The following is a 23,621-nucleotide window of genomic DNA, read 5'->3' on the forward strand; positions in this document are numbered from 1 at the left end:
TGAGACCGATATCGCACGACGCCCTAATCGGCGACGTACTTCGGTTCTCCATTTTCTTTGAATGTTGCTACTGCCATGAGGGTCTTGGTGTCCCTGAGTCCTTTGATGTGGGACAGGTCCTCTACTAAAAACTTCTTAAGATGGATATAATTCTGTAATTTGGCCTTCACCACAATATCCGTGTCCCCCGTCACCAGGAACACGTCCACGACCGGATCCAATAAAGATATGCTCTGGCAGACCTGGTCCGCGTCCCTTGTTTCTACCTTGAGAGTGATGATAACGGTTACTTCCTCATCGCCGTAGTATGAGGATAATATCGAGTTGTTCTCGTCCTGTTGCATACGCAACCCTCCTCAGCCACTAATGATATACCACCTAGATGGTCATACTATTTATGGCGTGGTGAAAAATCGGAATGATTCACATCACGTTTTCGAATTCCTCTTGCAGGTCGATGATGACCTGCTCCAGAACCTCTTCCAAATTTGGGCTCTGGTATTCTCTAAGGCCTCCGAGCTCGCTTTGCACTCGTGCTATGAAATTGTTGTTATCTTTAAGGAACTCAACATTGCAAAGAGACTCTTCCATGGTCATTCACCCCAGTCCAACATCTCGTGAACGTTGGTCTGTTCGAGCGAATGCTTGGTTCCCTATATAATAATTGTCTTGGAATGTACTTTTGTAGAGCCAGTTATCTGGATGAAATAATATATTCACTATTATAAATATATAAAATTATGGAAGTATCTTCTCCATGTAATGGGCGGGACGATCCTTCCCAAAATAATTCGCCAAATCTCCTTTAATCTGATAACCAAACGATTCCAGTGGGAGCATGGTCTCGCTCCTTGGGTCCACTTCTAAAGTGATCTTCACCGTTCCCGCTCGGCGAGCAGCCTCTTCTCCAGCCTGCAGCAGTTCGGTAAGTGCTGTGCCTAAAAGCATCAGCAGCCGGCTCTTGCCGCCCTTCCCTTCATGATAAAGGACCATCGCTGAATCTCCGGCCACGTGCACAGTGAAGTCCGGGGCCATCGTGAACATTTCCAGCACGGACAATGAGAAGGAGGGTCCCCCGAGGAGGTTCTCCTTTCCCTGCATCCATTTCAGATCACTAAGTTTTGCCGTCTTCACCTTCGCCATTTCACTCCTCCAGATGCTTGACCATCATGTTCGCGTCAGACCCCTTTCCGTAGTAGTTACGGCAACGGGCCAACACCTTATACCCCTCTGAAAGGTAAAGGTCGACCGCCGCCTGGTTCTCGGGTCGCACGCATAGCATCACAGTCTCCGTCCCAGAATCGGCGATCGATCGTTCCACCTCCTGAATCAATCCCCGCCCTAGGCCTCTCCGGCGATGGAGGGGGGACACGGCCAGAGACAGAACCTCGACCGTATGATACGCGGGGGACGAACGGATCATGGCATAGGCGACCACCGCTCCCTCCGCTTCCACGATCAATGTGGTCACCAGAGGGTCATGGAGCAGATCCAGCACAAACGCCTCAGAGAACCGTTTTGGACCAAAGGCTCCCTCTTCCAATGCCATGAGGCTCGGCAGGTCATTGACACCCCCTGATCTAGTACGCACACTTCGAAATCCTTCCTTCCGGTATATCCATTTGCCCCCATACGACCGAAATTATGGAATACATAGATGCCGTTCTTTACAGGCCAGGTATTTATTATGAAGTCCTTTTCGAGCATTCGCTCGCTACTGGGTACCCCAGACCTCGACGGGCAGGTCATGTTGCGGGGATGGATATACCGCACCAGGAGCAGTGGTAAGATCGTTTTCACAGTGATACGCGATTCCACCGGAATAATGCAGATCACCATCAAGAAGGGCAACCTTCCCGATCAGCAATTTGAGGGGGCGCTATCCGCTTCCATCGAGTCTTCCGTGGAGATCATGGGAACGATACACAAGGACGAGAGGGCGCCTGGAGGTTACGAGGTACGGGCCTCATCTTTCAACATCGTCGGTACCGCTACGGCCTTCCCCATTACCGAATATCAGAGCGAGGAACTGCTTCTGGACAACCGCCACCTATGGATAAGGTCCCGGGAGCAGACCGCGGTGATGAAAGTGAAGGCGACCCTGCTGGCCGGGGCCCGGGAATGGTTGATGGAGAACGATTTCACTGAGGTTACGCCCCCGATATTCACCCAGAACGCCTGCGAGGGCGGTGTGACCCTGTTCAAACTGAAATACTTCGATCGCGAAGCTTTCCTAAGTCAGAGCGCCCAGATGTACCTGGAATCTCTAGTATTCTCATTGGAGAAGGTTTATTCCATCACCCCCTCGTTCCGCGCGGAGAAGTCCCGAACATCTAGACACCTTACCGAGTACTGGCACATGGAATTGGAGGAGGCTTGGACGGACAACGAGGGCAATATGAGGATACAGGAGGAGCTCGTTTCGGCCATGGTGTCCAAGGTCCTTAAGGAGAGGAAGGAGGAGCTGGGGCTGCTTAAGCGGGACGCGGAGCCCTTAAAAGCGGTAAAGGCTCCCTTCAAGCGGGTGCGTTATTCAAAAATGATCGATCTGCTGCAGGAAAAGGGATTCGAGATCACCTACGGTTGTGACCTGGGGGCATTGGAGGAACGATCCATCACCGAAGAGGAGGTCGCCCCGGTGTTCGTGACCAATTATCCTAAGGAATGCAAGGCCTTCTACATGAAGGAGGATGAGGATGATCCTCGGACGTACAAATGCGCCGACCTCTTGGCTCCGTTCGGGTTCGGGGAGATCATTGGAGGCAGTGAGAGGGAGACGGACCTCAACAAACTTTTACAGCGTCTTGAGGAACAGGGCATTCCCGAAGACCCCTATCGTTGGTATCTGGACCTGAGACGCTATGGTTCCGTGCCTCATTCCGGTTTCGGTCTGGGGGTGGAACGCATCGTGAAATGGGTATGTGGGTTGGAACACATCCGGGACGCCATGCCCTATCCCAGGACGGTCTCTCGGGTCTATCCCTGAAGTTTGCGGGCCAGGTCGCAGTAGAGGCGGTAGGCGCTCTCCAACTGGTACCTTTCCACGTACTCGTCCTTGGTGTGGGCCATGCCTGGGCTGCCAGGGCCGCACACGGCCACCAATGGGTTGATCGCTGAATAGACGGCCGCCTCGGTGGCATATGGTACGGTTGTAAGTTCACCGGCTCCACAGGCCAGCAGCTCTTGTATCAAAGGGGTATCGGGAGAGGTCTCGAAGGCCGGCAGTTCGTACTGCATCACAATGTCGTAGGTCTCCCCCTCCAAGGTGCGCATGATCCTCTCACGGACCTCCCTTGCCGTCAATGGGTAGGGGTAGCGGGCGTTTAGATGTGCTTCGCACCTCTCGGGCACTATGTTATTGCGCGTGCCCCCGTTGATGGTCGAGACCACCAGGGTAAGATCATCAGTGGGACCTTTCGGCACCCTGAGCATGGGGGCCAGCCGGTCTAGCAGGTGGGTCATGTGCATGATGGCATTGTCACCCTTCCAAGGCATACTGGCATGGGCGGCGATGCCGTGCGCTGTCAAGGCCAATCTGGATACGCCCTTCTCCTTCCAGGCGACCCGCAGGTCGGTGGGCTCACCGACCAGTATTCCTTTGGCCATCCTGACCTCCGGGCGTTTGGTCAGGAACTCCGCACCGGTCATCAGCTCCTCCTCGTCAGTGGTGATCAGCAGGTAGAACGGCACTCCCTCGTCCTTCAGGGTACGGGCGGCGGCCAGCATGGCGGTCGCTCCCCCCTTCATGTCCGCCGCTCCCAGTCCATAGATGCGCCCCGCTTCGACCTCACCGTCGTCCCTGGTCCACGCGTTCCCGGCAGAAACCGTGTCCAGGTGGGCCGAGAAGGCAATTCCGCCTTCGCCATGGGCGGCGACCAGGGCCGGGCTGTCCGGTACGCCTCCGGTGACGATACGCAGGTCCATTTCCTCCAACTTGGCCCGTACCAGCTCGAACAGTAACTTCTTTCCTTCGTTGGTATCACTCCGCAAGTGGAGAAGCTCGATCAGATCATGCATCAATTCGCTGGACAAGTCATCACTTCCGATAGAAAGGAGTCTCCACCACCTGCGCTGGCACATGTTCATTGCGGATGGAGATCGCCAGTTCCGTTCCGATGCCAGAGAGGTCCTGGGGCACATAGCCCATGGCAATACCAACGCGTTTGCAAGGGGACATGTTGCCGCTGGTAACCTTTCCAACGACATTCCCGCGATGAATTATATCATAACCGTGCCGGGGGACCCCCCGGCCCAGAAGTTGCAACCCCACCAGGACCTCATAGGGATTCTCCTTCTGTCGCAAAAGAACGTCCCGCCCGATGAAATCATGGTCCAGTTTGACCACCCAGGGGGGGCCGGTCTGCAAGGAGGTCTGCCTACCATCAAAGTCAGTTCCAGATAAAAGATAACCCATCTCCAGGCGCAAGGTGTCCCTGGCCCCCAGACCGATCGGTCTCAGGTGTCCCTCTCCCTCTGTCAACAGCCTTTTCCAGAGCCAGGTGGCGTTCCTATCCTCCACCAGTACTTCGAAGCCGTCCTCTCCAGTATAGCCTGTGCGACCGATGTAGCAGCCCACCCCCTTTCCGGTCTGAGGTAGTAGGTCCTCAAGAAAAGTCGAGTCCGGTCCGTTCATGAAGGCGAATCGACCTTGGAAGCGTTTCATGCTAGTAAGATCGCTGGAACACAATCGTTGCAGGATCCCCGGGGCCAGTGGTCCCTGGACCGCGATGCAGGCCAGTCGGGTGGACAGGTCCACCACCTCCAATCCCTCGGTCCTGCTCTTCACCCATTCGCGTACCCGGTCCACGTTGGAGGCGTTGGGGACCATGAGATACTGCCCCTCGGCCATATGATAGTTAATGACGTCGTCGATGATGTGGCCATCATCATTTAGCAGGTGTCCGTAGACCGCCTTGCCCACCGGGGCCTTGCCCAAGGGATTGGTCAACAATCCATCCAATTGTCGAGCGGCGTCCGGTCCGCGAATAAGCAGATCTCCCATATGGGAAACGTCGAAGATCCCGGCTTGACGACGGACGATACCGTGCTCCTCGATGATGCCAGTGTATTGAATGGGCATCTCCCATCCTACGAACTCGACCATCCTGGCTCCCAGGGCCAGATGTTCAGGGTAAAGCGGGGTCCTCTTCATATGTTCATTTCCACAATGGGGTGCAAATTATCAAAACCTTTCCGTTAATGGGCGCCAAGGCTCTCCTCCAGCCTGACGCGTACCACCTTTGCCGGAACGTCCGGCAGGGAGATATAGGTCGTCCGTCCCCCGCTCTCCTCGTTGGCCACACGGGTACCGACCAGCCCTTGGTTGGAGAGGTCCTGTAGGTAGGACCAGAACATGGTATGCCCTCTGGCCTTCTCCCCGTATTCTTCCGCTACGATGTGATACACCGCCTCCGCCTCTGGAGTACGTACGTACGCCTGGTCCTTGATGCTGCGCGCGACGGCTAGCAATACCATCTTGCGTTGCTTGTCCAGGTCTTCGATCTTGGACTCGGTGACCACGGAGTACGTCAGCGCCTTGGCGCCCCGTACATGTTCTGGAGCTAGATGTTCAGCGCCTTCCTCCTCGCCCAGCATCCCCGCCTTATCCAGCAGTTCAATGGCGAAGCGGGCGTCGCCGAATTCGGAGGCGATATCGGCCATCAGGTCCAGTGAATCCTGTCGCACCGCCCCGGGGAAGAAGGCCAGGTCCGTCCTAAAGCGCAGGATGTCCGAAAGCTCCTTTATGCCATACCGATCGAAGCGGATGGTGTTGGCCCGACGGAAGGTGGATGTGGATGCCGCATCCAGCATATCCAACACGTTCTTCTGTGAGATCATGATGACCGACATTGACGGTCTACCTCTCACCACCTCCTCATCGAAGCGCGTCAGTTGATAGATGATGTCGCTTGCCCCCTTCACCAACAGCACGTCAGCCTCGTCCAGAACTACCACCAGGTGCATGCGGCGCTTTTCAAGATGCTTGCGAATGGAGCGCAACATCTCCTCGGTGGAGAAACCTCTGTCTGGAAAGTTCTCGTCGAAATGCATGACGATGCGGCGAAGTACCGCAACCTCGGTTGAGCGCTGCCGGCAGTTGACGATGATATAATCCATCATCCGTCCCTTCTCATGGGCGGTCCTCATCAGGTCCAGGCAGAAGCGTTTTGAGGTGGCGGTCTTTCCCGTACCCACGCTGCCGATCAGGAACGCCGTCTGCGACATTATACCTTCCAGCACTGGGCGGAATATCATCTCCAGCTTCTCTAGCTGAGCCTCACGATGGCACAGCTTCTCTGGAACGTAATCGAATGAAAGCTTGGATTGGTCCTTGAACAGGCGTGGGTTGCGCATATCTTACTCCGACCTTCTCACACGAATGGGTCCGGAACAGGGGATCTAACCCCGTTCTTCCGATCTGTAAGCTAGCAGGTTCATGTACCGGGGGCTCGAGGCCACGTGCCTGGAGATGACCACATTCAGGTGGTTCTTCCTCTCTTCCTCTGAACGCGCCTCTGGTATATGCATGAGCACCACTACGCATACTCCGGCATCGGCCAGCTTCTTGAACATCTCCTTGGCCAATTGGATGGCGAACCGGAAGATGTCCTGGAGCTTCAACTGAACGGATAAGATGGGTGCGGCTCATAAATTGATTTCTGTCCGCCGGACAAAAGCTACGCTCGCAGTATGAAAAATATGAAAAAGTAAATGGTTTGAAAGGCCTGAGAAGGTTCGGTAACTGGAGACCGACCCTTTCTGGCTTTTTCAGCCGAACAGAGCGGAGAGACCGGCAGCGGCCTCTTCCTCGGTCACAGCTTCTTCTTCCTTGACTTCTTCCTTGGCCGGAGCGGCCGCGGCGGCCTGAGCCGGAGCGGCGGCAGGTGCGGCGGCAACCATCGCGGAGGCGATAGCCTCATCGATGTCGACACCCTCTAGGGAAGCGGTCAAGGCCTTTATCCTGGATGCATCCGGCTCGACACCGGCGCTCTTCAAGATAACGGCGACTGCATCCTCAGAAACCTGCTTTCCAGCGGCGTGAAGGACCAAAGCGCTGTATATGTATTCCATTTCCTTACCTCCTCAATCAAACAGAGAACTCAGACCAGCTGCGGCTTCTTCCTCGCTGACCTGTTCCTCTTCTTCTTCATTCTTAGCCTCTGCGGCCTTGGTTTCGCTCACCGGTTGGGCTGCGGGCACCGCAGCCATGCGGTTCTTAATCCTCTCATCTTCTAAACCGATGATCGAAGCCAAAGTCATCATTTGCGCATCCGCCTTGGCCAGGATAGCACCGATGCTCTCCCTGGTCGGGAATGCGCCAGCCACGCTCAAGGCCATCGCTTGGCGATATGCCTTGGATAGCAAGGGCGTGACAGTCTGAGGCGTAACGTAAGCTATAGACAAGCTCAAGCCTAGGGCGCTCCTGGCGGCCAACCCCAACATGTTGGTGTAGTAGTCCGCCGGTACATTTAGGACGTCCTTCCCGTAGAGCACTCCATCTTCGAAGGCGGCCCGAAGGTCCATGCCCACGATCATGGGTAGGATCTCCAGCTTGGCCAATACCTTGGCGACCTCATCCGGGACTGGCTCGCCCTTGGGGACGAGGACCTTGTCCTTCTTGATGATGATCTTCCCGGACTCTATGGCCGCGGGAATACCAGCCTTCTGCAGTTCGCCAATGATGGGGCCGGGTTTGAAGGGGGTGTCTCCCGCCTTCACCGCGATGTCCTCCGGCGCGATATCTCCGGTCTTGGCCGGGGCCGGGGTCTTGGTACCCTCCATCTGGCGGAATAGCTTGAACGGGTTGACGTCCGAAGTGACGATCGCGCACTGTCCGTCAACAATCGGCCTCAGTTGCTCCAGGCCCGGCCTCAGCTTGGCTGCCTCGGTGATCGCCAGGTCCATCAATGTGTTCCTGGTCATGCTCACGTTGGCCTTGCCGCGCAGTCCGGCGCGCATGGAGATCATCTGGGCGGCGGGAATGCCGTGCAGATCGACGATGCCGACAACGTGGCTGTGGGCCATGAGGTCCACGAGCTCCTGCACCCTCTCCCTTTTCCAATTCGCGACGTGTGCCATGCTAAGAACCTCCTCAAATCACCTTCTCGGAGGGTCCCATGGTGGTCTTCACGAAAGCGGACCGGATGTTCATGGTGCCCTTTTCGAGTCTGAGTCCCAATCTCTTGATGATCAGCTCGATGTTGTCAGCTATGTCTTCTGGCGTCATGTCCGCGGTCCCGACGGAGGTGTGGAAGGTCATCTTGTCCCTGCTCCTGATGAACACCGACTTGCGAAGGTTTTCTATCATGAGCTTTGGGTCCGCTCCCGGTGGGATGGGCTTGGGCATCTTGCCGCGAGGACCGAGTACGATACCCAATCTCTTACCGATAACGGGCATCAACGGGGCCTCCGCGATGAAATATTCAAACTCGTTAGCCATCTTCTTAGCCTGTTTCTTGTCGTCAGCGATGGTTCCGAGCTCTTCCACGGAAATGATCCTATCGGCCACTTCCTTGGCTTTGATCAGCATTTCACCGCTGCCGATTACACAGACCTTGATCGGCTTTCCCCTACCGTGAGGCAGAATGATGTCCTCCTGTATCCTGTTTTTGGGTATGGACAGGTCCACATCCTTCAGGTTGATGGACAGGTCGACCGTTTGCTTAAAATTGCGCTTTGGAGAATTCCCCAAGGCTTTCTTAACGGCCGTAATAGTTGATTTTTCTGCCAATTCGATCCCTCCTGTAGTTCCAACGAACCAACGAAGGTTCTCCTACAGTTTGGTGAGACCCCCTAATCACCCTACTATTTATAAAGATATCGTATTAAAAGAGAAAAGAAAATGTTTTACTGGAAAGGGTTTCAGGCTTTCAATTGGTCATCCCAGTTACCGGCCTTGATATCCTGTTGCATGTCCTTGGGCTCTTTGCCCTCGACAGTTATGCCGCAGGAGACGCAGGTTCCGATGACCTCTAACACCTGGGCTTTAATGTCAGCCCCGGTAAGCGAGTCCTGCTTCATGTGAGCGATCTTGACCGCTTGCTGAATGGTGATGTTCCCGGCCTTGGCAGCCTTGGGCGCACCAGCACCCTTCTCGATGCCCAGCTCTTTGAAGAGCAGGGCGGAGGTGGGAGGGGTACCGACCTTGATCTCGAAGGTCTTGGTCTTCTGGTCTATAATGACCTTGACCGGGACCTTCATGCCGATAAACCCTCTGGTCTTCTCGTTTATCGCGGCTACGACCTGAACGACATTGATCCCCGTGGGGCCCAAGGCGGGTCCAAGCGGCGGACCTGGGGTGGCCTTTCCGCCATCCACTAACACTTCGATAGTCTCTACCATTTTATCATCTCTCCTTCTCGAGGACCCTCACGCTGTCCCCGCGGACGGTGACAGGGATGGGCACGGTGGCCTCGAAAAGCTCTACCGTGATCTCTTCCTTGCTCTCGTCTATCTTCTGCACCCTGGCCTTCTCTCCTTTGAACGGACCGGCGACCAATTCCACCACGTCACCCTCCGAAATGCCAGAGACAAGGGGTTTGGGGGTCAGGAAATGCTCTATCTCTGCAAGATTGGTCTCCCCGTCCACCAATCCTTTGGCCTTGCGGACACCCCTACAGGTCTCCCTGACCAGGTCCGTGTTCATCGCTTCCATGAACAAATAGCCGTCAAGCTTTCCCGGGGCTAGCAGGGCGAATATGCCCTTGTCCCCGGTCTTTGCCTTTCCGGCCACACCGTCGGCCACAGCTCTTTCGTGCCCGATGGAGGTCTTAAGGATCAGGATGGACTGCATGGTGTTGGCGTAGAATTCCATGCTTCCGCTCTCCTGCCCCTCGGCAAAGACCTGCATCCGCATACGTACTTCATCGTCAATGCGGGCCCCGCGGGGGGACTCCGCCTCCAAGATCAATTCCTTTCCGCCGCCCCCGTCCATATTGAAAATCACTTCGGGCGAGGTCAGCTTGGCGCTCTCCCATAGCGTACCAGAGGTATCGGCGAGGCGCACATCCCATTCAGGGGAGTCCTCGGTACCGTAGTTGATGGTCAATAAGACCTTTACCTTTAGCTTGCCCGCTTGTCGGGGCTTGAGGACCAATTTCCAGACGGCCCGACTGCCTGCGGTTACCCTCTGGGATGTGTTCTCCCCGGATAGGGTGATCGGACCGTTCCCGTTCTGTGGGAATGAAGTTGCTTCTTGACCGTTCATATGCAACCCTCTTGAGTTTATACTTCAGCCGAGTAGGCCAGGGAGATATCTGATTATCAGATATATGGCGAATCCAAGCCCCCCTATGAGGGCAAGACCGAGACCGGTGATCAAAATGGTTTTAATGTATTCATCATTGGTGGGTTTCCTGGCCATCTTCAATACTCGGCCGTATCTGCCCCTCCCGAACCTCTTGACCCGTTCCTCGATCCTTTTTTGGATCTCCCAGGATTTTTCGACAATATCCATTTGTATGCACTCTTGAGTTGGCCCTAATCCTTCATTATAAATAATCCTTTCTTTACTTTATGAAGTCGACCGTCATCCCCTTAGGCATGGCGGACTCCTTCGGTCCGAGTATGAACTTGGACTTGACACCAGTGACAACGACCATCACTCTCATCTTGTTTTCCAGAGCTGGGTCCACGGAAGCACCCCAGATGATCCTGGCGTTGGGGTTGACCTTGCCCTGGATTATCTCAGCTACTTTCTCGGCCTCGCTGACGGTCATGTCCTCGCCACCGACGACATTGATGAGCACCCCGTTCGCTCCGGTGATGTCCACATCGATAAGGGGGGAGTTGATCGCTTCGTCTATGGATTGCTCCACCTTGTCCTCGCCCTCGCCCTCTCCCATGCCGATCATGGCCACTCCACCGCTCTTCATGATGGTCTTGAGGTCATTGAAATCAAGGTTGACCAGTCCGGGACGGGTGATCAGCTCCGTTATGCCTTTGATGGCCCTAACAAGAACCTCATCCGCCACTTTGAAAGCGGCGTTAATGGAATAGCGAGGCACCAGGTCCAGGAGCTTATCGTTCGGGATCACGATCACCGTGTCGGCCACCGATCTCAGCCGTTCCATTCCCCACTCGGCGTTCTCGGCGCGTACGGAACCCTCGGCCTTGAAAGGGGAGGTGACAATAGCGATGGTCAGTGCCCCCATCTCCTTTGACATCTGCGCTATGTAAGGGGCGGCTCCAGTACCAGTTCCGCCACCGAGGCCTGCGGTCACGAAAACGATGTCCGCGCCAGTAAGTGACTTGCGTACATCCTCCTCCGCTTCTCGGGCTGCCTCTTCGCCCACCTGTGGGAGCGCTCCAGCGCCCAATCCTCTGGTGCTTCTCCTTCCCAGCAGGATCTTTTTATGAGCTCTAGTGATCAGTAGGTGCTGTGCGTCGGTGTTGGCGGCGAACAGTTCCGCATCCTTGATGTTGGTGGCGTACAGGCGGTCGATGGTGTTGGAACCACCACCTCCACAGCCGATGATTTTAATGTTGGTCCTCAGGCTCATCAAGATCTTTTCAAGTTCTTCGTCCTCAGCGGACGAAGCCTTGAAAGAAGGCGCGCTGATCGAGTTCGCCGGACCGGCTCGGGACATAGCATCACTAATGAACGATTTCATGGAGGGGCCTCAAACGAACGTCGCTCGAGGCTCAGGCCCTCGGCTACCGCTCGTCTGAGAACGATGACGCAATGTATATGTTAAAGCATTTCGGTGCCAAACCCTTACAATAATATTATATTGTAAATAGTATTCCAACAATATTTGTTGAACTGGTAGTGTCAAAATAACCGAATAATAATTCCAAACGGAATATTATATTTGTTTGATGTAAATATAAATATACAAAAAGTAATGTTTATTTTACAAAAAGTAATGTTATATATTCAAAAAGTCACTATTGCTTTACATCAGGTGAAGGTTAGTGCGCAATCGTCTACGGGTCTATCGATCAATGACTAACTTGACGCAAAGGGAATTGGCGGAGAAGTTGGGTATAACCCGACAGACGATCCTCGCCATAGAGAAGGAAAGATACGATCCATCATTGAATTTGGCGTTTAAAATGGCCGCATTATTCAAGGTCTCGATAGAGGACATCTTTCAATATGGAAAATAGAATTAATACGGGGGATGGCCCCCGCGAAGATTTTACCGGATAAAGTCCAGATCGGCCTTGCGCAGCTTCTCGGTGTCGTTGGGCGTTCCCAGGATCTGCTTGGACTTGACCCCGGCCACCACGACCATCACCCTGATGGTGTGCTCCAACGCCGGGTCTACGGCCGCACCCCAGATTATCCTGGCGTTGGGGCTGACCCTCCTCTGCACTTCTTCAGCGATGAACTCGGCGTCCGAAATGGTCATGTCCTCTCCGCCTATGACATTGACAAGCACTCCGTTCGCTTCGGTTATATCCACTTCCAGCAAGGGAGAGCTCAAGGCGCGTTCGATGGCCTCCTTGGCCCGGTCCTCGGCATGACCATCGCTCTCTCCAAGTCCGATCATGGCAACCCCTGCTCCTTTCATTATCGTTCGGACATCGTTGAAGTCCAAGTTGACCAGGCCGGGTTTGGTGATAAGTTCGGTGATCCCTTTGATGGCCTTGGTAACGATCTCGTCCGCCACCTTGAATGCCTGATTTAGACCGAGGCGCGGGTAGAGCTCGATGAGCTTGTCGTTAGGTATGACTATTACTGTGTCGGCTGAGTTCCTCAGGCGCTGCAGTCCCCACTCGGCATTCTCCATGCGCATGCGCCCCTCGCCCTTGAAGGGGGTAGTGGTGACCGCGATGGTCAACGCCCCCATCTCCCTGGCCATCCCGGCCACGACGGCGGCGGCCCCGGTTCCGGTGCCTCCGCCCATGCCGGCGGTGACAAAGACGATATGAGCATCGGCGACACCTTTCCTAATCTCTTCCTCAGCCTCTCTGGCTGACTGTTCCCCAACCTGTGGGAGCGCTCCAGCGCCCAATCCCCGGGTGCTCCTGCGGCCCAGTAGGATCTTGTGTTGCGCCCTGGCGGCCAACAAGTGCTGGGCATCTGTGTTGGCGGCGTAGGTCTCCACCCCGGAGATGTTCTCTTCGGAGATGCGGCTGATGGTGTTCGAACCGCCTCCCCCCACGCCGAAGATCTTAATGTTCGTTTTCAGTTTCTGTAAAAGTTCTACCAGCTCAGCGTCCGTGGAATCCAACTGCTGGTATCCGAAATTCGGTGCGGCCTCCATCCTGACTGGGGCGGCTTCCTTCGCTAGAGCTTCCTCAACAAGTGATTTCATCATCCATCCCTTCCTCTGGCCACGGCCAAATATAGAGTTCTGCTCCCATATGATCTTTATATTAAATATTCTTGCTCCCCAGACTGACCGGGATAGATAATGATAGATAATTATAGATCCGAAATCTGATGATATCATCATGGTGTACCGCGTCTCGGTCGTTTTCGAAGGAAGGGTCCAAGGGGTCTATTTCCGTCAATATGCGCGGCAATGGGCACAGGTGCTCTCCATCAGCGGTCATATCAAAAATATGCCCGATGGGACGGTCAACGCAGTTTTCGAAGGGCACCGTCAGGCGGTACAAGAACTGATCAGAAAGCTCAAGAACGAACACCCCAAAGCCGAGGTGATCCGGATGGACATCAAGGTGGAAGAGCCTGAGGGATTAGAGGGCTTTCAGGTCCTGCACTAGAACTCTACGTCGTAGACCTTCTCGGGATTGTCCTTATTTATTTTCCAGAGGACCGATTCGTCGATACCCTTCCCCACTAGCTGACGCATCCTCTTCGGTACTGTGGTGATTGCCAGCACCGCCCCTGGACGTTCTGGGTCGTCAAAATAATCCGTTTCCAAAAGGAAACGGTCCCCTTTGCCAAAAGCCTCATTCACCGATGGTCTCGATGCCAATATTGAAGGATAAAGCCCCCGGCACTCCTCCGGGGTGATCAATGGCGTGCAGTAATGCTTCACAACTTTTTCTCTGGAGAGTCCGACCTTGTCCGCCATTCTTCCAAGGTCCTCCATGCTGTCAGGGGTGGCGCTCTCTGCATGGATGACCACCGGACAACCACACTCCTTGGCCAATTGCATTCCGTATGACAGAATATCGTTGGAAGCGGTCATGATCTCGTCCGACACTGGAAAATGAGGTCTCCCTATCTCGCCCAGTCCCACTGCCAATCCTTCACGGACCAGATCCGCTGCGCGGTCCATCCCGCCCTTCATGACCTCCACGGCCGCTTCCAAAGGCATGCGCTCGACCAACCCCAGAAGCTCTACCGGGTATGGCCCCAAGGTGACAAATGTACGTGCCCCTGCAGAACGCGCCTTCTCCGCGAGGCTCAGGGTGACCGCGTATGCCATCGAGAAATCGTCAGACGATCGGATGGGCACCTCGTCATAAGGCATGTGGCTGAGCACCAGATGGGTACCACCAACCTTTAAAAATTCTTTGACGGCCTCGACATTCCGGCCCGAAGGCTGGAGATGAATGTGATTGTCGAGGACCGGAAAGGGAAAAATCACTTCAACAAGCCCGCAGCCTTCAGTTCCTCAGTGATCTTGTTGACCGCTGCCTCTACATCCTCTTCCTTCTTTGCTCCGGTGCATACCAGCTTACCGGATCCGAAGAGCAGTACTACCACCTTGGGCACATCGATGCGGTAGACAAGTCCTGGGAACTGTTCGGGCTCATACTCCACACGCTCCAGTCCCAATGAGATGGCAATGGCGTTGAGATTGATCTCTTGTCCTAGGTCAGAGGAGGCCACGATGTTCTGCACATCCGGCTTTGGTTGCATCTTGAGCTTGATGCCCGCCTTCTCGATCTGCTTCGCCACCTTCTTGATGGCGACCTCAACTTGCTCCAGGCTCTTTGCGCCGGTGCACACGACCTTGCCACTGCGGAAGAGCAATGTCGCGGTCTTCGGGTCCTTCAGCCGGTATATCAGTCCAGGGAACTGCTCCGGTTCGTATTCAGCGCCATCCAAGGTGAGGGCGATGGTCTGCAGGTCAAGTTCTTCCCCTAATGTTGTGGAAGCCACGACATTCTCAATTTTTATCTTGGCCAATCGGGTCACCTACGCCAGGTTATTTATATACCCATTTATAAAGATTTGCGGTATTTCCTTATATTAGGAGAACCGGCAAACATGAAATCACAACACCGTGGGACGACCTGGGTTTAACATTAAAAGCGCAGGTCCTGGCCAGTCGCCAACATTTATATATCTTCAAGATTATCATCTATTTGTCTGACAAATATTGATTTATTGTCGGACGAAGTATGGTCAGGGCATTGGTATGAGCGACAGCGAGAGGATAACCGTTAGGATTCAAACGGATAAGTTAGGGGCATTACAGGCGCTCATCGATGGCGGTAAATACCAGACCATATCCGACGCCATCCGAGCGGCCATTGACTCCTTCATCGAGACGAACTTCACCCCTGATCACATTCAAAGGGTGACCGTAGAGCTGCCCAAGGTCAAGGTGGTGGAATTAGAGTCCCTCATCAGGGACGGTGATTCCGTTTCTATCGATGACGCCATTCGTAATGCGGTTCGGGAATACGTCCGCATGAGGTTGGAAAAAGCCGTGAGCGAGTTGAGGTGACCTCCCGGCCGGTCGCAGGAGCTGAGGGATGGGGTCGCGCTTCGAGGGGCTGGACGAGTCCGAGGTAGAGCTGCACGAGCTCAACATCCTGGTGGTCGGTTGTGGGGGAGGAGGATGCAATAGCATCACTCGTCTCAACCAGATCGGCATAGAGGCAGCTACGACGGTCGCCATCAATACCGACCAGAGGTCCCTCAAGGTCACGGAATGTCCCAATAGATTATTGATAGGCGCGGAGTACACCAAGGGTCTAGGTACCGGGGGTCGTCCTGATGTTGGCGAGGAATGCGCACTAAACGCATCGGTGCTCCTTTCCAAGATCTTCCAGGGAGTCGACCTGACGTTCATAATCACCGGTCTAGGTGGAGGTACTGGCACAGGCGCTTCCCCTGTGGTTGCCGACATTGCTAGACGATGCGGTTCAATGGTCATCACCATCGCCACCACTCCCTTCAGTTTCGAGGGCGCTACACGTCGAAATATCGCCCTGAAGGGGCTGAAGCGCCTCAGAGATGCGTCGAACAGCATGCTGGTGCTGGACAACGATCGTCTTCTGCACATGGTGGAAAACATACCGGTCGATCAGGGACTGGCGGTGATCGACCAGCTGATCTCTGAACTGATCAAAGGTACCGTTGATGTCCTGACCTTGCCTTCGCTCATAAATCTAGACTTCGCCGACCTGCGCACGATCATGGAGCAGGGTGGCGTGTCCACCATTCTCTACGGGGAGAACGCCGATCCAGAGGCCGTTGTCCGTGAAGCCATCGAAAATCCGTTGCTGGATGTGGACATTCGCGGTGGCACTGGTGCCCTGATCCACATAGCCGGAGGGAGCGGTCTGACCATGCGTCGTGCGAATCGCATCATCGCCAGCATCACCAAGGTCCTGGACGAGGATGCGACGATCAAGTTCGGGGTGCGCATGGAGGAGGAGATGGAGGGAAACATCCGAATGATCGCCATCATCACGGGAATCTCGGAGATGAGCGGTCCCTTCGCCCCCACGTTCGCTCCAGGGGACGATCTGGGAAAGGTACTGGGAAAGTACAGTCCGTGAATCACTTCTTCTTAATGATCTTGACCGCATCACCGAAAACGCCCATGATAGTATGGAACTCCCATCTGCTAGGTAATGCCCTTCCCATGATCCTGCGGAACATTATGGATGTCCGTTCTCTACGGAACTCCGGATAATCTATCGCATCCAGCAGATCGTCGAAGAACTGGATCAACCGTTCTCTCTCCGGTTCGCTGGCCTTCTTGGGCGAGCCGATGTGGATGGATCTCTGATATAGCTCGTACAGAACGATGCTGACGGCGTGGGAAAGGTTGAGGATAGGATATTCCTCATGCGAAGGTATGCTGACCAGAAGGTCGCATCGTGCCAATTGCTCCTGGCTTAGGCCCATGTCCTCCCGACCGAACACCAATGCTATCTTCTCCTCCACCCCCTCCAAACGGTCGGTGAACTCCTTCGGTGTCAGAGGTATACGTATGTAATGTTTCTCTCCAGCGGTCACTATGCCGCTGGTACCTACCACGTGGAAGCAATCGGCGATCGCATCCTCGAAGCTGCTGACGATCGTCGCCTCCTTCAATATGTAATTAGCGTGCTTAGCGCGCTTGAACGCCTCGTCCGTTAAGGTGCATGGGTTTACCATGCAAAGCTCACGGAAACCAAAATTGGCCATAGCCCTGGCCACCGCCCCGACGTTCCCGTCTACCCTGGGCTCCACGAGAACCACCTTGACCTCCGGCATCGTTCCTGGGACACCTCAGCCGTTATATAGAGATTTTCAGAAGACGACTGCAAAGGATTTAGTCCAGCTTTCGGATATCCGAGGCGTGGTCGGTAGGATCGCGGTTAAGTTCGCTTACGACGGGACAAAGTTCATGGGCTCCCAGAGACAGCCCCACGCCCACACCGTGGAGAGCGAACTGCTGGCCGCTTTAAAAAATATCGGCGCCATTTCCTCCGTGGACGAGAATCGTTTCCGTGTCGCCAGCCGAACCGACCGGGGGGTCAGCGCCCTGGGGAACGTGTTCGCTATAGATACGAACTTCCGTCGGCAAGAGCTGCTGCGAGCGGTTAACGCAGTCTGCCGGGACGTGTACTGCATAGCACTGGCGGAAGTTCCAGATAATTTCTCCCCCCGTCGCGCCCGTGGTCGTTGGTATCGTTACTACCTGCCGTATCGTGGGCATGACCTTTCCCGAATGTCCATGGGGGCCCAGGAGTTCGAAGGCGAGCACGAGTTCCGTTTGTTCTGCAAGCCGGACGGCAAGATTACCCTGCGTTCCTTGAACTCGGTCAAAGTGGAACGCATCGGCGACATGGTGGTGATCGACCTTCAAGCCAGGGAGTTCATGCGCAACATGGTCCGAAGGATCGTATCAGCGCTGGACCAGGCGGGACAAGGCAAGGTGACGTTGGAAGAGATCAGGACCGCCTTGCGAGGAGAGGGACGGTCCATGGGGACGGCCGAGCCGGAAGGCCTGTTCCTTATGGACGTGGACCACGGCCTGGAAATGAGCGGCAGCTCGTTCGGACCGATGAGGGAAAGGGTAATCCGAGAAAAGGACCAGGCTTGGTTGCGATGGCAATTCAACGATCTATTATTGAAAAATACTGGTATGGACGTTAAAAGGCTTGGAAAATGATATTTAACCTTAATTGTAGCATGCTCTCCCCCTCTTGATATACCCTGGTATCATTTGTTCCTTTATCCTCATGTGATTGGAGAAGGTCCGCGGGGAGCGAGGGGGCCACCTCGGGCCCCCTCGACATCATCTTTTGTACCCGCAGTCTATTCATGTGGGATGATCATCGCTTTGACCGGAACGCCCGGCACCGGCAAGAGCACCGTGGCCCGATCCCTATCATCTCAAGGTTGGAAGGTATTGGAGATCAACGAACTTGCCAAGAGATACGGGCTGCTGAAGAGCAAGGACATGACCCGGGACAGCTTTGAGCTCGACCCGGACGATCTGCAGCAGGCGTTAGTGCAGGAAGGCATCGGAGAAGGAGTGCTGGTGGGGCATTTTGCCCATCTCCTGGATGTGGACATGGTCATCGTACTGCGCTGCCATCCGTCCAAACTCGCGGAACGGCTCGCCGATCGTGGATGGCCGCTGGCCAAGGTGAGGGAGAACGCGTTGGCCGAAGCCTTGGACATCATACTGGCCGAATCGATGGACGGGGAAGCTCCGGTCTTTGAGATCGATACCACCGAGATGACACCTGAGGGGGCAGCGGAGGCGACATTGTCAATACTGGCCGGGGAAAATGAAAAGTACGCAGTTGGAAATATCGACTGGAGCGAGGAGGCGTTGCGATGGTGTTAGACGCGAAGAGGGACAAGGTCAACTTCATCATGGATCCGATAGCCAACGTCTTCAAGGGGGTGCATCCCGACATCATATCCTTCACCGCTTTGGGGCTAGCAGCTCTGGCGGGAGTGGGCATTTACTTCTCATACGATCACTGGCAGTTGCTGCTGCCATTGTCCGCCTTCCTGGTGATCATCAGTGGGTTGTTCGACGGGCTGGATGGTAAAGTGGCTCGTCTGGCAGGGAAAGCGAACAAGCGCGGCGATTTCCTGGACCACGTTCTGGACCGGTACGCCGATGTATTAATGATCGGGGCCGTGGCCGTGAGCGCCTGGTGCAGTCCATACCTAGGCATGATGGCCATAATCGGTGTGCTGCTCACCAGCTATATGGGTACCCAGGCCCAGGCCGTAGGTGTCAAGCGCATGTACGGGGGATTGTTGGGTCGGGCGGACCGCATTGTTCTCTCCTTCGTCATACCTTTAGTCCAATTCGTCATGATGCTCCTCGGCTACCGGGAGATAGGGATAATGGGATTCGAGGTCAACGCCTTCGAGGTCATGATGCTGTGGTTCGCCGTGGTAGGGAACCTGACCGCGGTGCAAAGGGCGGCGATCACCTGGAAGGGGTTGAAGGGGGCGTAGCGTCCTTCTCGACCTTCTTCTCCTTTCCCTTGTCATAGGAACGTATTCTGTAATATGTCAGGGGATGTTGGACCCGTCTCCCGTTGCACAGTTCATCTGGCTCGAAGCACAGTCCGGTCGTCCTCATGGTGGCGCATTCTGGCGGTGTGTATCTCTTCCCTAGGCCGTCACCAGTGATATGCCTGACCTGGTACGCCGTCTTGGAGTGATCGAAGTCCGGGGAACTGCAGAACAGCTTGATGATATCGTCCACTGGCATTCCTATGAAGCTAAGGAAGCTGGTCAATGCGAAGCGCCCCGCGTGTGGCATGTTCTGCCCCGCCTGCGCCATGGCCACCAACTTCTTCATGCATGGGGGGAACTTTAAAATGCTTACTTCGCCGAAGCCCTCTCCCCGATACTTCTCCTTGAACTCCTCAAGGGCAGCGACGATGTCTTCCAGCTCATTTTCGATGGCCGTGAGAAGCTCATCGTTCACCGGTAGCGGTAGATCGTCCTCGATCCTCTCGTTCAAGGCCTGCTCCAGCACCCGCACGAACTTGTTCTTTTCCAGTTGGACGTAACCGGATCTGAGGTCCTGATTCACCAGCTTCCATTCCGGCCCCCTCAGTCCGGATGTGTAGTTCAGGAAATCAGTGAAATGCATGCGCAAGGCGTTATCGCCACGCACCGCCTCCACTTCCAGTTCACCTGCCAGGAAGACGACCATTTCCATATCCTCCTTGCGCAGGCGCTCATTAAAGGTTTTAGCTTCGGCCAAAGCGTAGCGTCGCACCAGGACGTCATCCCCAATGCAGGAGACCAGTATCCGAGCGTAAGGGTAGCTCAGTATCTCCTGCACAGCCTCATCCTCAGAAGTGACAGGATTGTTAGGCACGGTCAGATCGCTGATGGCCGAGAGCACTCTGGCCTTTCCTCGTCTCCGGGCCTCGGCCATGGTGGTGTGTTTCAGAAGATCGTCCAGTCCCAGCTCTCGCTCCTTTACGAAATGGGTGGCGTCCTTAAGGAACGGATAGCGAGCGAGGGCGCGAAATTCCATGGCCGGAACCTGATTCGCTTTGCCTCTATTTAGGATTGGACTTGATCGAACATGAGGAACTTCAGAACAGAATCGGCGATACGGGGGTCGTCCAAGGCCTTCCGGAGGTCCGAACCATCCTTGAGCGGACGGGCGTGGAACAGCCTGATCGCTCTCTTGCGTCCCAATCCAGGCAATGCCTCCAAGGCGGCGATGGGGCAACTGTTGACGTTCAATGGATAGGTCACACCGCTGATGCTGCGGAAACCGTGCCCTACCACGGCCACATCGACGAACTTGTTCAGATCGACCGGGTGCGGTATCCCGACCAACAGTGGATATGTCCCTATCTGACGGCCGAAGGTCACCTTCCCCTCCCTGATCTCAGTATAGATCCCTCGGAGCACTGTGCCCACCGGTACCAGGCGCTCCAGCATGGGCCTGTCGATCTGGGTTCGTACCTTCTCCTTGAACTTCAAGAAGGCTGAATGGCTCACGGTCTGTGGGAACTCCCTGCGCACAGGCATGACCTGCCGGATGTTTATGCGGCGGAGGAGCAAACCCTCATCAAGGATATTCTGCAGGAAACGTAGGTCCAGGTCCAATGAGGTGGGCGTTTCCCCCATCAGGCCGACCAGTACATTGATGCCCGGCAGCAGGATGGGCATGCCGTTGCTTCCCCTCTCCCCGCCCAAACGGTTGATGGTCCGAACGGACCACAGCACCTCCTCCGGGGTGGCGTTCAGATTGTTCATCCTGACCACCTCGGGGTCCGCGGTCTCCATCCCCAGTGCCAGAACGTTCCCTGGGGTGCAGTGTCTGACCAAGGAGCGTAGGATCATCTCTGTTTCCTCTGGGTGCCGGGCCATAACCGCCGGGTTGGCGTTGTCCACATGCAATATATCGGGTTTGAGCGCAGATACCCCCGATAGCAGCTCTTCCAAGGCCTTCGGGTTCGGTCGGGGGCAGTCAGTCCCGTCCAGTTCGGCCTTGTAGGATATGATGCAGGTCTGAGAGCCTAATCTGAAATTGACGACACCCCTCTCCCTAAGGGCCCGTACCTCGGCTACTATCGCCCCAGGCTCACGGCATATTGGACGACCTTTTAACGGCTCCACGCAGAATGAACAACCTCCGTTCACGTAGCGTACGCAGCCTCTATACGTCTCTATCTCGGCTATCAACGGTTGGGGATGGTCCGGATGAGAAAGGACGCAATCCGCTCCCAGCATCATCCAGCGGTCCCATTCCTCCAATTCCCTCCAACGGTCCTTGGCCACGCCTTTCTCTAAAAGGTCAAAGGTGGCGGAGGCCGGGTCTAGGTAATGGGCACGATGGAACCGGTCCTTCAAACCCGGGTCCAGGGCCGCTGGTCCTCCCAGAACTGTCTCTCCCCTAAAATTATCGATCAGTTGGAACAGTTCGCGGTGGGAGGCCGGCATGCCGCGCAAATAGCGCCCAGGTACAGACATTCCAGATAGGACGACCAATAGATCGACCTTTGGCATTGAGTGGCCATGACGCCATTGGTCAATGGTCATGTAATGGGGCGTGTTTCCGGAATCCTTCACCGCTCCGAACACCGCCCTTACCATGGGGTGGATGTAGGGAGGAACTCCCAATGAACCAGGCTCGTCAATGTAGCCGTCGAATATCAGGACGTCGGACATGTACTCGCCGCTTGAAAATAAAGGAAGGGGGGCCTCGTTCGGCCGGAAAACGGACTATCAGAGCAAAGTGATCTGTTCGGTCACAACGTTCTGAATTCCCGGAATGGCGCGCAAGGTTTCCTCGAGCGTGTCGATGAGTCCCTCAGCGTCCTCCATGACGAAGACGGCCTCCAATTTCTTAAGTCCAAAGGCCATGGGGAGGATGTCCGCCTTGGCCACTTTGATATTGGCCGAAACGATCCCTGGCAACTTCGTTAGCAGGGTATCGAAATCGAAATCGGTATCCTCGGGCATGAGGGTGTACGTAGCTGCTACGGTTCCCATTCCAATCACCCTTAAGGTCCGACGAAGCCGCACTTCTTACATTCGTACTTGACGCTCTGGTCACGGCATTGGGCGCAGCGGCCTATCTCTTCAACACCACATATCGGGCACTTGAAGAAGGTGATGCCATTGCCCACCAGCCGAATTCCGCATGAATTGCAAACCTTTTCATTCTCCATAGGTCATCGCTTTGTGCAGGATTATAGTCCTTATATATATACGTGATTCTAGAAAAAGGGTACGCGTCGAGTCCCTATCTGGGTCCCGAACAACCAGAAATCATTGGGTGATAGTAATAAGATCGCCGGCAATAAAATTTGTTATTATAATATATAATTAAGTTTTGCGCAAGTTCTTATACATTACTTTGATTATGGGGATATTAGTGGAATCATCCGGGAGGTCCAAGGCGATCGGCGTGCCTAAACGACCTCGATTCTGTGGTGGATGGGAAATCTTAAATAATACAAGGATTTACTCTCTCGTTCACACGCCGGCACTTACTTACCAATGGGCCCGTAGCTCAGCTAGGTTGGGCCTTCGGTGACGAAGGTCCCTAGAGAGAGCATCTGGCTTTTAACCAGGTGGTCCGGGGTTCGAAAGGTACGCGGTAATTCCGTGTATGCGGAAATCCCCGCGGGCCCGCTTGGGTAGGTGAAAATATATGCAGACCGAAGTATCCAAACCCCGTTCCCGATGCATTTTTACAAGGTCGACAATTGGTGGAGGAACAGTCCGGTTTCTGCATGGTATGAGGTGATTCATTTGGAGGAGTCCGTACCATTTAACGTATTGAGCCACAAGATGGTTCCAGTCCATGAACTATTGAGCGACGAGGAAGTGGATAAGGTCCTGAAACGGTTGAAGGTGACCCGGGACCAGCTTCCTAAGATAAAGGAAAACGATGCCTGTATCAAAATGCTCGAGAAGGCCATGGGTAGGAGCATCCCGGAAAGGAGCATAGTGAGGATAGTTAGAGACAGTGAGACCGCCGAGATAGCGGAAATCTATCGTCTCGTTATAAGAGGGTGAA

32 protein-coding genes and 1 tRNA gene are annotated in these 23,621 nt (G+C 54.8%); 10 read left to right on the plus strand and 23 right to left on the minus strand.

The features are described 5' to 3' along the window. Nucleotides 1–23: 23 nt before the first annotated feature. The 4 genes from VMW85_08615 to VMW85_08630 all read right to left on the minus strand — a co-directional run bounded on the left by VMW85_08615 (nucleotide 24) and on the right by VMW85_08630 (nucleotide 1,591). Nucleotides 24–344, minus strand: a complete 321-nt coding sequence (locus VMW85_08615; protein HUT28091.1) for an Lrp/AsnC ligand binding domain-containing protein — start codon at nucleotides 342–344, stop codon at nucleotides 24–26. A gap of 79 nt (nucleotides 345–423) precedes the next feature. Next, nucleotides 424–591: a hypothetical protein gene (locus tag VMW85_08620; protein ID HUT28092.1), complete on the minus strand. Its 168-nt coding sequence runs from the start codon at nucleotides 589–591 to the stop codon at nucleotides 424–426. 147 nt (nucleotides 592–738) lie between these two features. Beyond that, nucleotides 739–1,143 (minus strand): hypothetical protein, encoded by a 405-nt coding sequence (locus VMW85_08625; protein ID HUT28093.1) that lies wholly within the window; start codon nucleotides 1,141–1,143, stop codon nucleotides 739–741. Nucleotide 1,144: 1 nt separating this feature from the next. Next, on the minus strand, nucleotides 1,145–1,591 hold the full coding sequence (locus VMW85_08630; GenBank protein ID HUT28094.1) for a GNAT family N-acetyltransferase: 447 nt from the start codon (nucleotides 1,589–1,591) through the stop codon (nucleotides 1,145–1,147). A 96-nt stretch (nucleotides 1,592–1,687) separates the two neighbouring features. On the opposite strand from VMW85_08630, the gene asnS reads away from it, so the two are divergent. Further along, on the plus strand, nucleotides 1,688–2,986 hold the full coding sequence (asnS, locus tag VMW85_08635) for an asparagine--tRNA ligase (GenBank protein ID HUT28095.1): 1,299 nt from the start codon (nucleotides 1,688–1,690) through the stop codon (nucleotides 2,984–2,986). On the opposite strand, the gene VMW85_08640 is transcribed toward asnS, so the two are convergent. The 11 genes from VMW85_08640 to ftsZ (VMW85_08690) form a co-directional block, all read right to left on the minus strand. Beyond that, nucleotides 2,977–4,032, minus strand: a complete 1,056-nt coding sequence (locus tag VMW85_08640) for a M20/M25/M40 family metallo-hydrolase (protein ID HUT28096.1) — start codon at nucleotides 4,030–4,032, stop codon at nucleotides 2,977–2,979. The genes asnS and VMW85_08640 overlap by 10 nt on opposite strands. Nucleotides 4,033–4,036: 4 nt before the next feature. After that, nucleotides 4,037–5,152: a glycine cleavage system aminomethyltransferase GcvT gene (gene gcvT, locus VMW85_08645; GenBank protein ID HUT28097.1), complete on the minus strand. Its 1,116-nt coding sequence runs from the start codon at nucleotides 5,150–5,152 to the stop codon at nucleotides 4,037–4,039. A 44-nt stretch (nucleotides 5,153–5,196) separates the two neighbouring features. Continuing rightward, nucleotides 5,197–6,354, minus strand: coding sequence for an AAA family ATPase (locus VMW85_08650; GenBank protein HUT28098.1), 1,158 nt, complete (start codon nucleotides 6,352–6,354; stop codon nucleotides 5,197–5,199). A gap of 45 nt (nucleotides 6,355–6,399) precedes the next feature. Beyond that, the gene (locus VMW85_08655) at nucleotides 6,400–6,621 is read right to left on the minus strand and encodes a hypothetical protein (protein HUT28099.1); all 222 of its coding nucleotides are present in this window, start codon (nucleotides 6,619–6,621) and stop codon (nucleotides 6,400–6,402) included. 147 nt (nucleotides 6,622–6,768) lie between these two features. Then, nucleotides 6,769–7,071 (minus strand): 50S ribosomal protein P1, encoded by a 303-nt coding sequence (gene rpl12p, locus VMW85_08660; GenBank protein HUT28100.1) that lies wholly within the window; start codon nucleotides 7,069–7,071, stop codon nucleotides 6,769–6,771. A 12-nt stretch (nucleotides 7,072–7,083) separates the two neighbouring features. Continuing rightward, nucleotides 7,084–8,079: a 50S ribosomal protein L10 gene (locus VMW85_08665; protein ID HUT28101.1), complete on the minus strand. Its 996-nt coding sequence runs from the start codon at nucleotides 8,077–8,079 to the stop codon at nucleotides 7,084–7,086. 13 nt (nucleotides 8,080–8,092) lie between these two features. After that, nucleotides 8,093–8,731 (minus strand): 50S ribosomal protein L1, encoded by a 639-nt coding sequence (locus VMW85_08670; protein HUT28102.1) that lies wholly within the window; start codon nucleotides 8,729–8,731, stop codon nucleotides 8,093–8,095. Between the two features lie 131 nt (nucleotides 8,732–8,862). Next, nucleotides 8,863–9,342, minus strand: coding sequence for a 50S ribosomal protein L11 (locus VMW85_08675; GenBank protein HUT28103.1), 480 nt, complete (start codon nucleotides 9,340–9,342; stop codon nucleotides 8,863–8,865). A gap of 4 nt (nucleotides 9,343–9,346) precedes the next feature. Further along, entirely contained in the window at nucleotides 9,347–10,207 is an 861-nt protein-coding gene (locus VMW85_08680; protein ID HUT28104.1) for a transcription elongation factor Spt5, read from the minus strand. Between the two features lie 24 nt (nucleotides 10,208–10,231). Then, a complete protein-coding gene (locus VMW85_08685; GenBank protein HUT28105.1) occupies nucleotides 10,232–10,456 on the minus strand; it encodes a protein translocase SEC61 complex subunit gamma in 225 nt (74 codons plus the stop codon). Nucleotides 10,457–10,508: 52 nt separating this feature from the next. Continuing rightward, nucleotides 10,509–11,612 (minus strand): cell division protein FtsZ, encoded by a 1,104-nt coding sequence (gene ftsZ / locus VMW85_08690; GenBank protein ID HUT28106.1) that lies wholly within the window; start codon nucleotides 11,610–11,612, stop codon nucleotides 10,509–10,511. Nucleotides 11,613–11,916: 304 nt separating this feature from the next. Between ftsZ (VMW85_08690) and VMW85_08695 the strand changes: the two genes are divergently transcribed. Continuing rightward, entirely contained in the window at nucleotides 11,917–12,111 is a 195-nt protein-coding gene (locus VMW85_08695; protein ID HUT28107.1) for a helix-turn-helix transcriptional regulator, read from the plus strand. Between the two features lie 32 nt (nucleotides 12,112–12,143). On the opposite strand, the gene ftsZ (VMW85_08700) is transcribed toward VMW85_08695, so the two are convergent. Further along, nucleotides 12,144–13,268 (minus strand): cell division protein FtsZ, encoded by a 1,125-nt coding sequence (gene ftsZ / locus VMW85_08700; GenBank protein HUT28108.1) that lies wholly within the window; start codon nucleotides 13,266–13,268, stop codon nucleotides 12,144–12,146. A 136-nt stretch (nucleotides 13,269–13,404) separates the two neighbouring features. On the opposite strand from ftsZ (VMW85_08700), the gene VMW85_08705 reads away from it, so the two are divergent. Next, nucleotides 13,405–13,677: an acylphosphatase gene (locus tag VMW85_08705; protein ID HUT28109.1), complete on the plus strand. Its 273-nt coding sequence runs from the start codon at nucleotides 13,405–13,407 to the stop codon at nucleotides 13,675–13,677. On the opposite strand, the gene VMW85_08710 is transcribed toward VMW85_08705, so the two are convergent. Both VMW85_08710 and VMW85_08715 read right to left on the minus strand, forming a co-directional pair. Further along, the gene (locus tag VMW85_08710; GenBank protein HUT28110.1) at nucleotides 13,674–14,510 is read right to left on the minus strand and encodes a TatD family hydrolase; all 837 of its coding nucleotides are present in this window, start codon (nucleotides 14,508–14,510) and stop codon (nucleotides 13,674–13,676) included. The two genes, VMW85_08705 and VMW85_08710, sit on opposite strands and share 4 nt — an antisense overlap. Continuing rightward, a complete protein-coding gene (locus VMW85_08715; protein ID HUT28111.1) occupies nucleotides 14,507–15,055 on the minus strand; it encodes a TATA-box-binding protein in 549 nt (182 codons plus the stop codon). The genes VMW85_08710 and VMW85_08715 overlap by 4 nt, the downstream gene beginning before the upstream one ends. A 232-nt stretch (nucleotides 15,056–15,287) precedes the next feature. On the opposite strand from VMW85_08715, the gene VMW85_08720 reads away from it, so the two are divergent. Both VMW85_08720 and ftsZ (VMW85_08725) read left to right on the plus strand, forming a co-directional pair. Continuing rightward, nucleotides 15,288–15,599 carry a ribbon-helix-helix domain-containing protein gene (locus tag VMW85_08720; protein ID HUT28112.1) on the plus strand — a complete coding sequence of 104 codons (312 nt, stop codon included), beginning with the start codon at nucleotides 15,288–15,290 and terminating at the stop codon, nucleotides 15,597–15,599. Nucleotides 15,600–15,627: 28 nt separating this feature from the next. Next, the gene (ftsZ, locus tag VMW85_08725; GenBank protein ID HUT28113.1) at nucleotides 15,628–16,659 is read left to right on the plus strand and encodes a cell division protein FtsZ; all 1,032 of its coding nucleotides are present in this window, start codon (nucleotides 15,628–15,630) and stop codon (nucleotides 16,657–16,659) included. A 1-nt stretch (nucleotide 16,660) separates the two neighbouring features. On the opposite strand, the gene VMW85_08730 is transcribed toward ftsZ (VMW85_08725), so the two are convergent. Beyond that, entirely contained in the window at nucleotides 16,661–17,362 is a 702-nt protein-coding gene (locus VMW85_08730) for an RNA methyltransferase (GenBank protein ID HUT28114.1), read from the minus strand. Nucleotides 17,363–17,447: 85 nt separating this feature from the next. Between VMW85_08730 and truA the strand changes: the two genes are divergently transcribed. From truA to VMW85_08745, 3 genes are all read left to right on the plus strand, one after another. Continuing rightward, entirely contained in the window at nucleotides 17,448–18,263 is an 816-nt protein-coding gene (gene truA / locus VMW85_08735; GenBank protein HUT28115.1) for a tRNA pseudouridine(38-40) synthase TruA, read from the plus strand. A gap of 159 nt (nucleotides 18,264–18,422) precedes the next feature. Then, complete coding sequence (locus VMW85_08740; protein HUT28116.1) at nucleotides 18,423–18,947, plus strand: adenylate kinase family protein; 525 nt, start codon at nucleotides 18,423–18,425, stop codon at nucleotides 18,945–18,947. Next, nucleotides 18,938–19,576 (plus strand): CDP-alcohol phosphatidyltransferase family protein, encoded by a 639-nt coding sequence (locus VMW85_08745; GenBank protein ID HUT28117.1) that lies wholly within the window; start codon nucleotides 18,938–18,940, stop codon nucleotides 19,574–19,576. Before VMW85_08740 ends, VMW85_08745 begins: the two co-directional genes overlap by 10 nt. Here the strand turns inward: VMW85_08745 and VMW85_08750 are convergent. Genes VMW85_08750 through VMW85_08765 form a run of 4 tightly spaced genes read right to left on the minus strand, consistent with a single transcriptional unit; the run spans nucleotide 19,548 to nucleotide 22,767 of the window. Continuing rightward, complete coding sequence (locus VMW85_08750) at nucleotides 19,548–20,615, minus strand: DNA primase large subunit PriL (GenBank protein ID HUT28118.1); 1,068 nt, start codon at nucleotides 20,613–20,615, stop codon at nucleotides 19,548–19,550. The two genes, VMW85_08745 and VMW85_08750, sit on opposite strands and share 29 nt — an antisense overlap. A gap of 29 nt (nucleotides 20,616–20,644) precedes the next feature. Beyond that, the gene (locus VMW85_08755; GenBank protein HUT28119.1) at nucleotides 20,645–22,264 is read right to left on the minus strand and encodes a radical SAM protein; all 1,620 of its coding nucleotides are present in this window, start codon (nucleotides 22,262–22,264) and stop codon (nucleotides 20,645–20,647) included. A 57-nt stretch (nucleotides 22,265–22,321) separates the two neighbouring features. Next, the gene (locus tag VMW85_08760) at nucleotides 22,322–22,588 is read right to left on the minus strand and encodes an elongation factor 1-beta (GenBank protein ID HUT28120.1); all 267 of its coding nucleotides are present in this window, start codon (nucleotides 22,586–22,588) and stop codon (nucleotides 22,322–22,324) included. A gap of 11 nt (nucleotides 22,589–22,599) precedes the next feature. Further along, nucleotides 22,600–22,767, minus strand: coding sequence for a zinc finger domain-containing protein (locus tag VMW85_08765; protein ID HUT28121.1), 168 nt, complete (start codon nucleotides 22,765–22,767; stop codon nucleotides 22,600–22,602). Nucleotides 22,768–23,100: 333 nt separating this feature from the next. On the opposite strand from VMW85_08765, the gene VMW85_08770 reads away from it, so the two are divergent. Both VMW85_08770 and VMW85_08775 read left to right on the plus strand, forming a co-directional pair. Further along, nucleotides 23,101–23,233, plus strand: a tRNA-Lys gene (locus tag VMW85_08770). 120 nt (nucleotides 23,234–23,353) lie between these two features. Next, a complete protein-coding gene (locus VMW85_08775) occupies nucleotides 23,354–23,620 on the plus strand; it encodes a DNA-directed RNA polymerase subunit H (GenBank protein ID HUT28122.1) in 267 nt (88 codons plus the stop codon). Nucleotide 23,621: the final 1 nt, after the last annotated feature.

It is taken from the genome of Methanomassiliicoccales archaeon, from assembly GCA_035527755.1.
GTDB lineage: Archaea > Thermoplasmatota > Thermoplasmata > Methanomassiliicoccales > UBA472 > UBA472.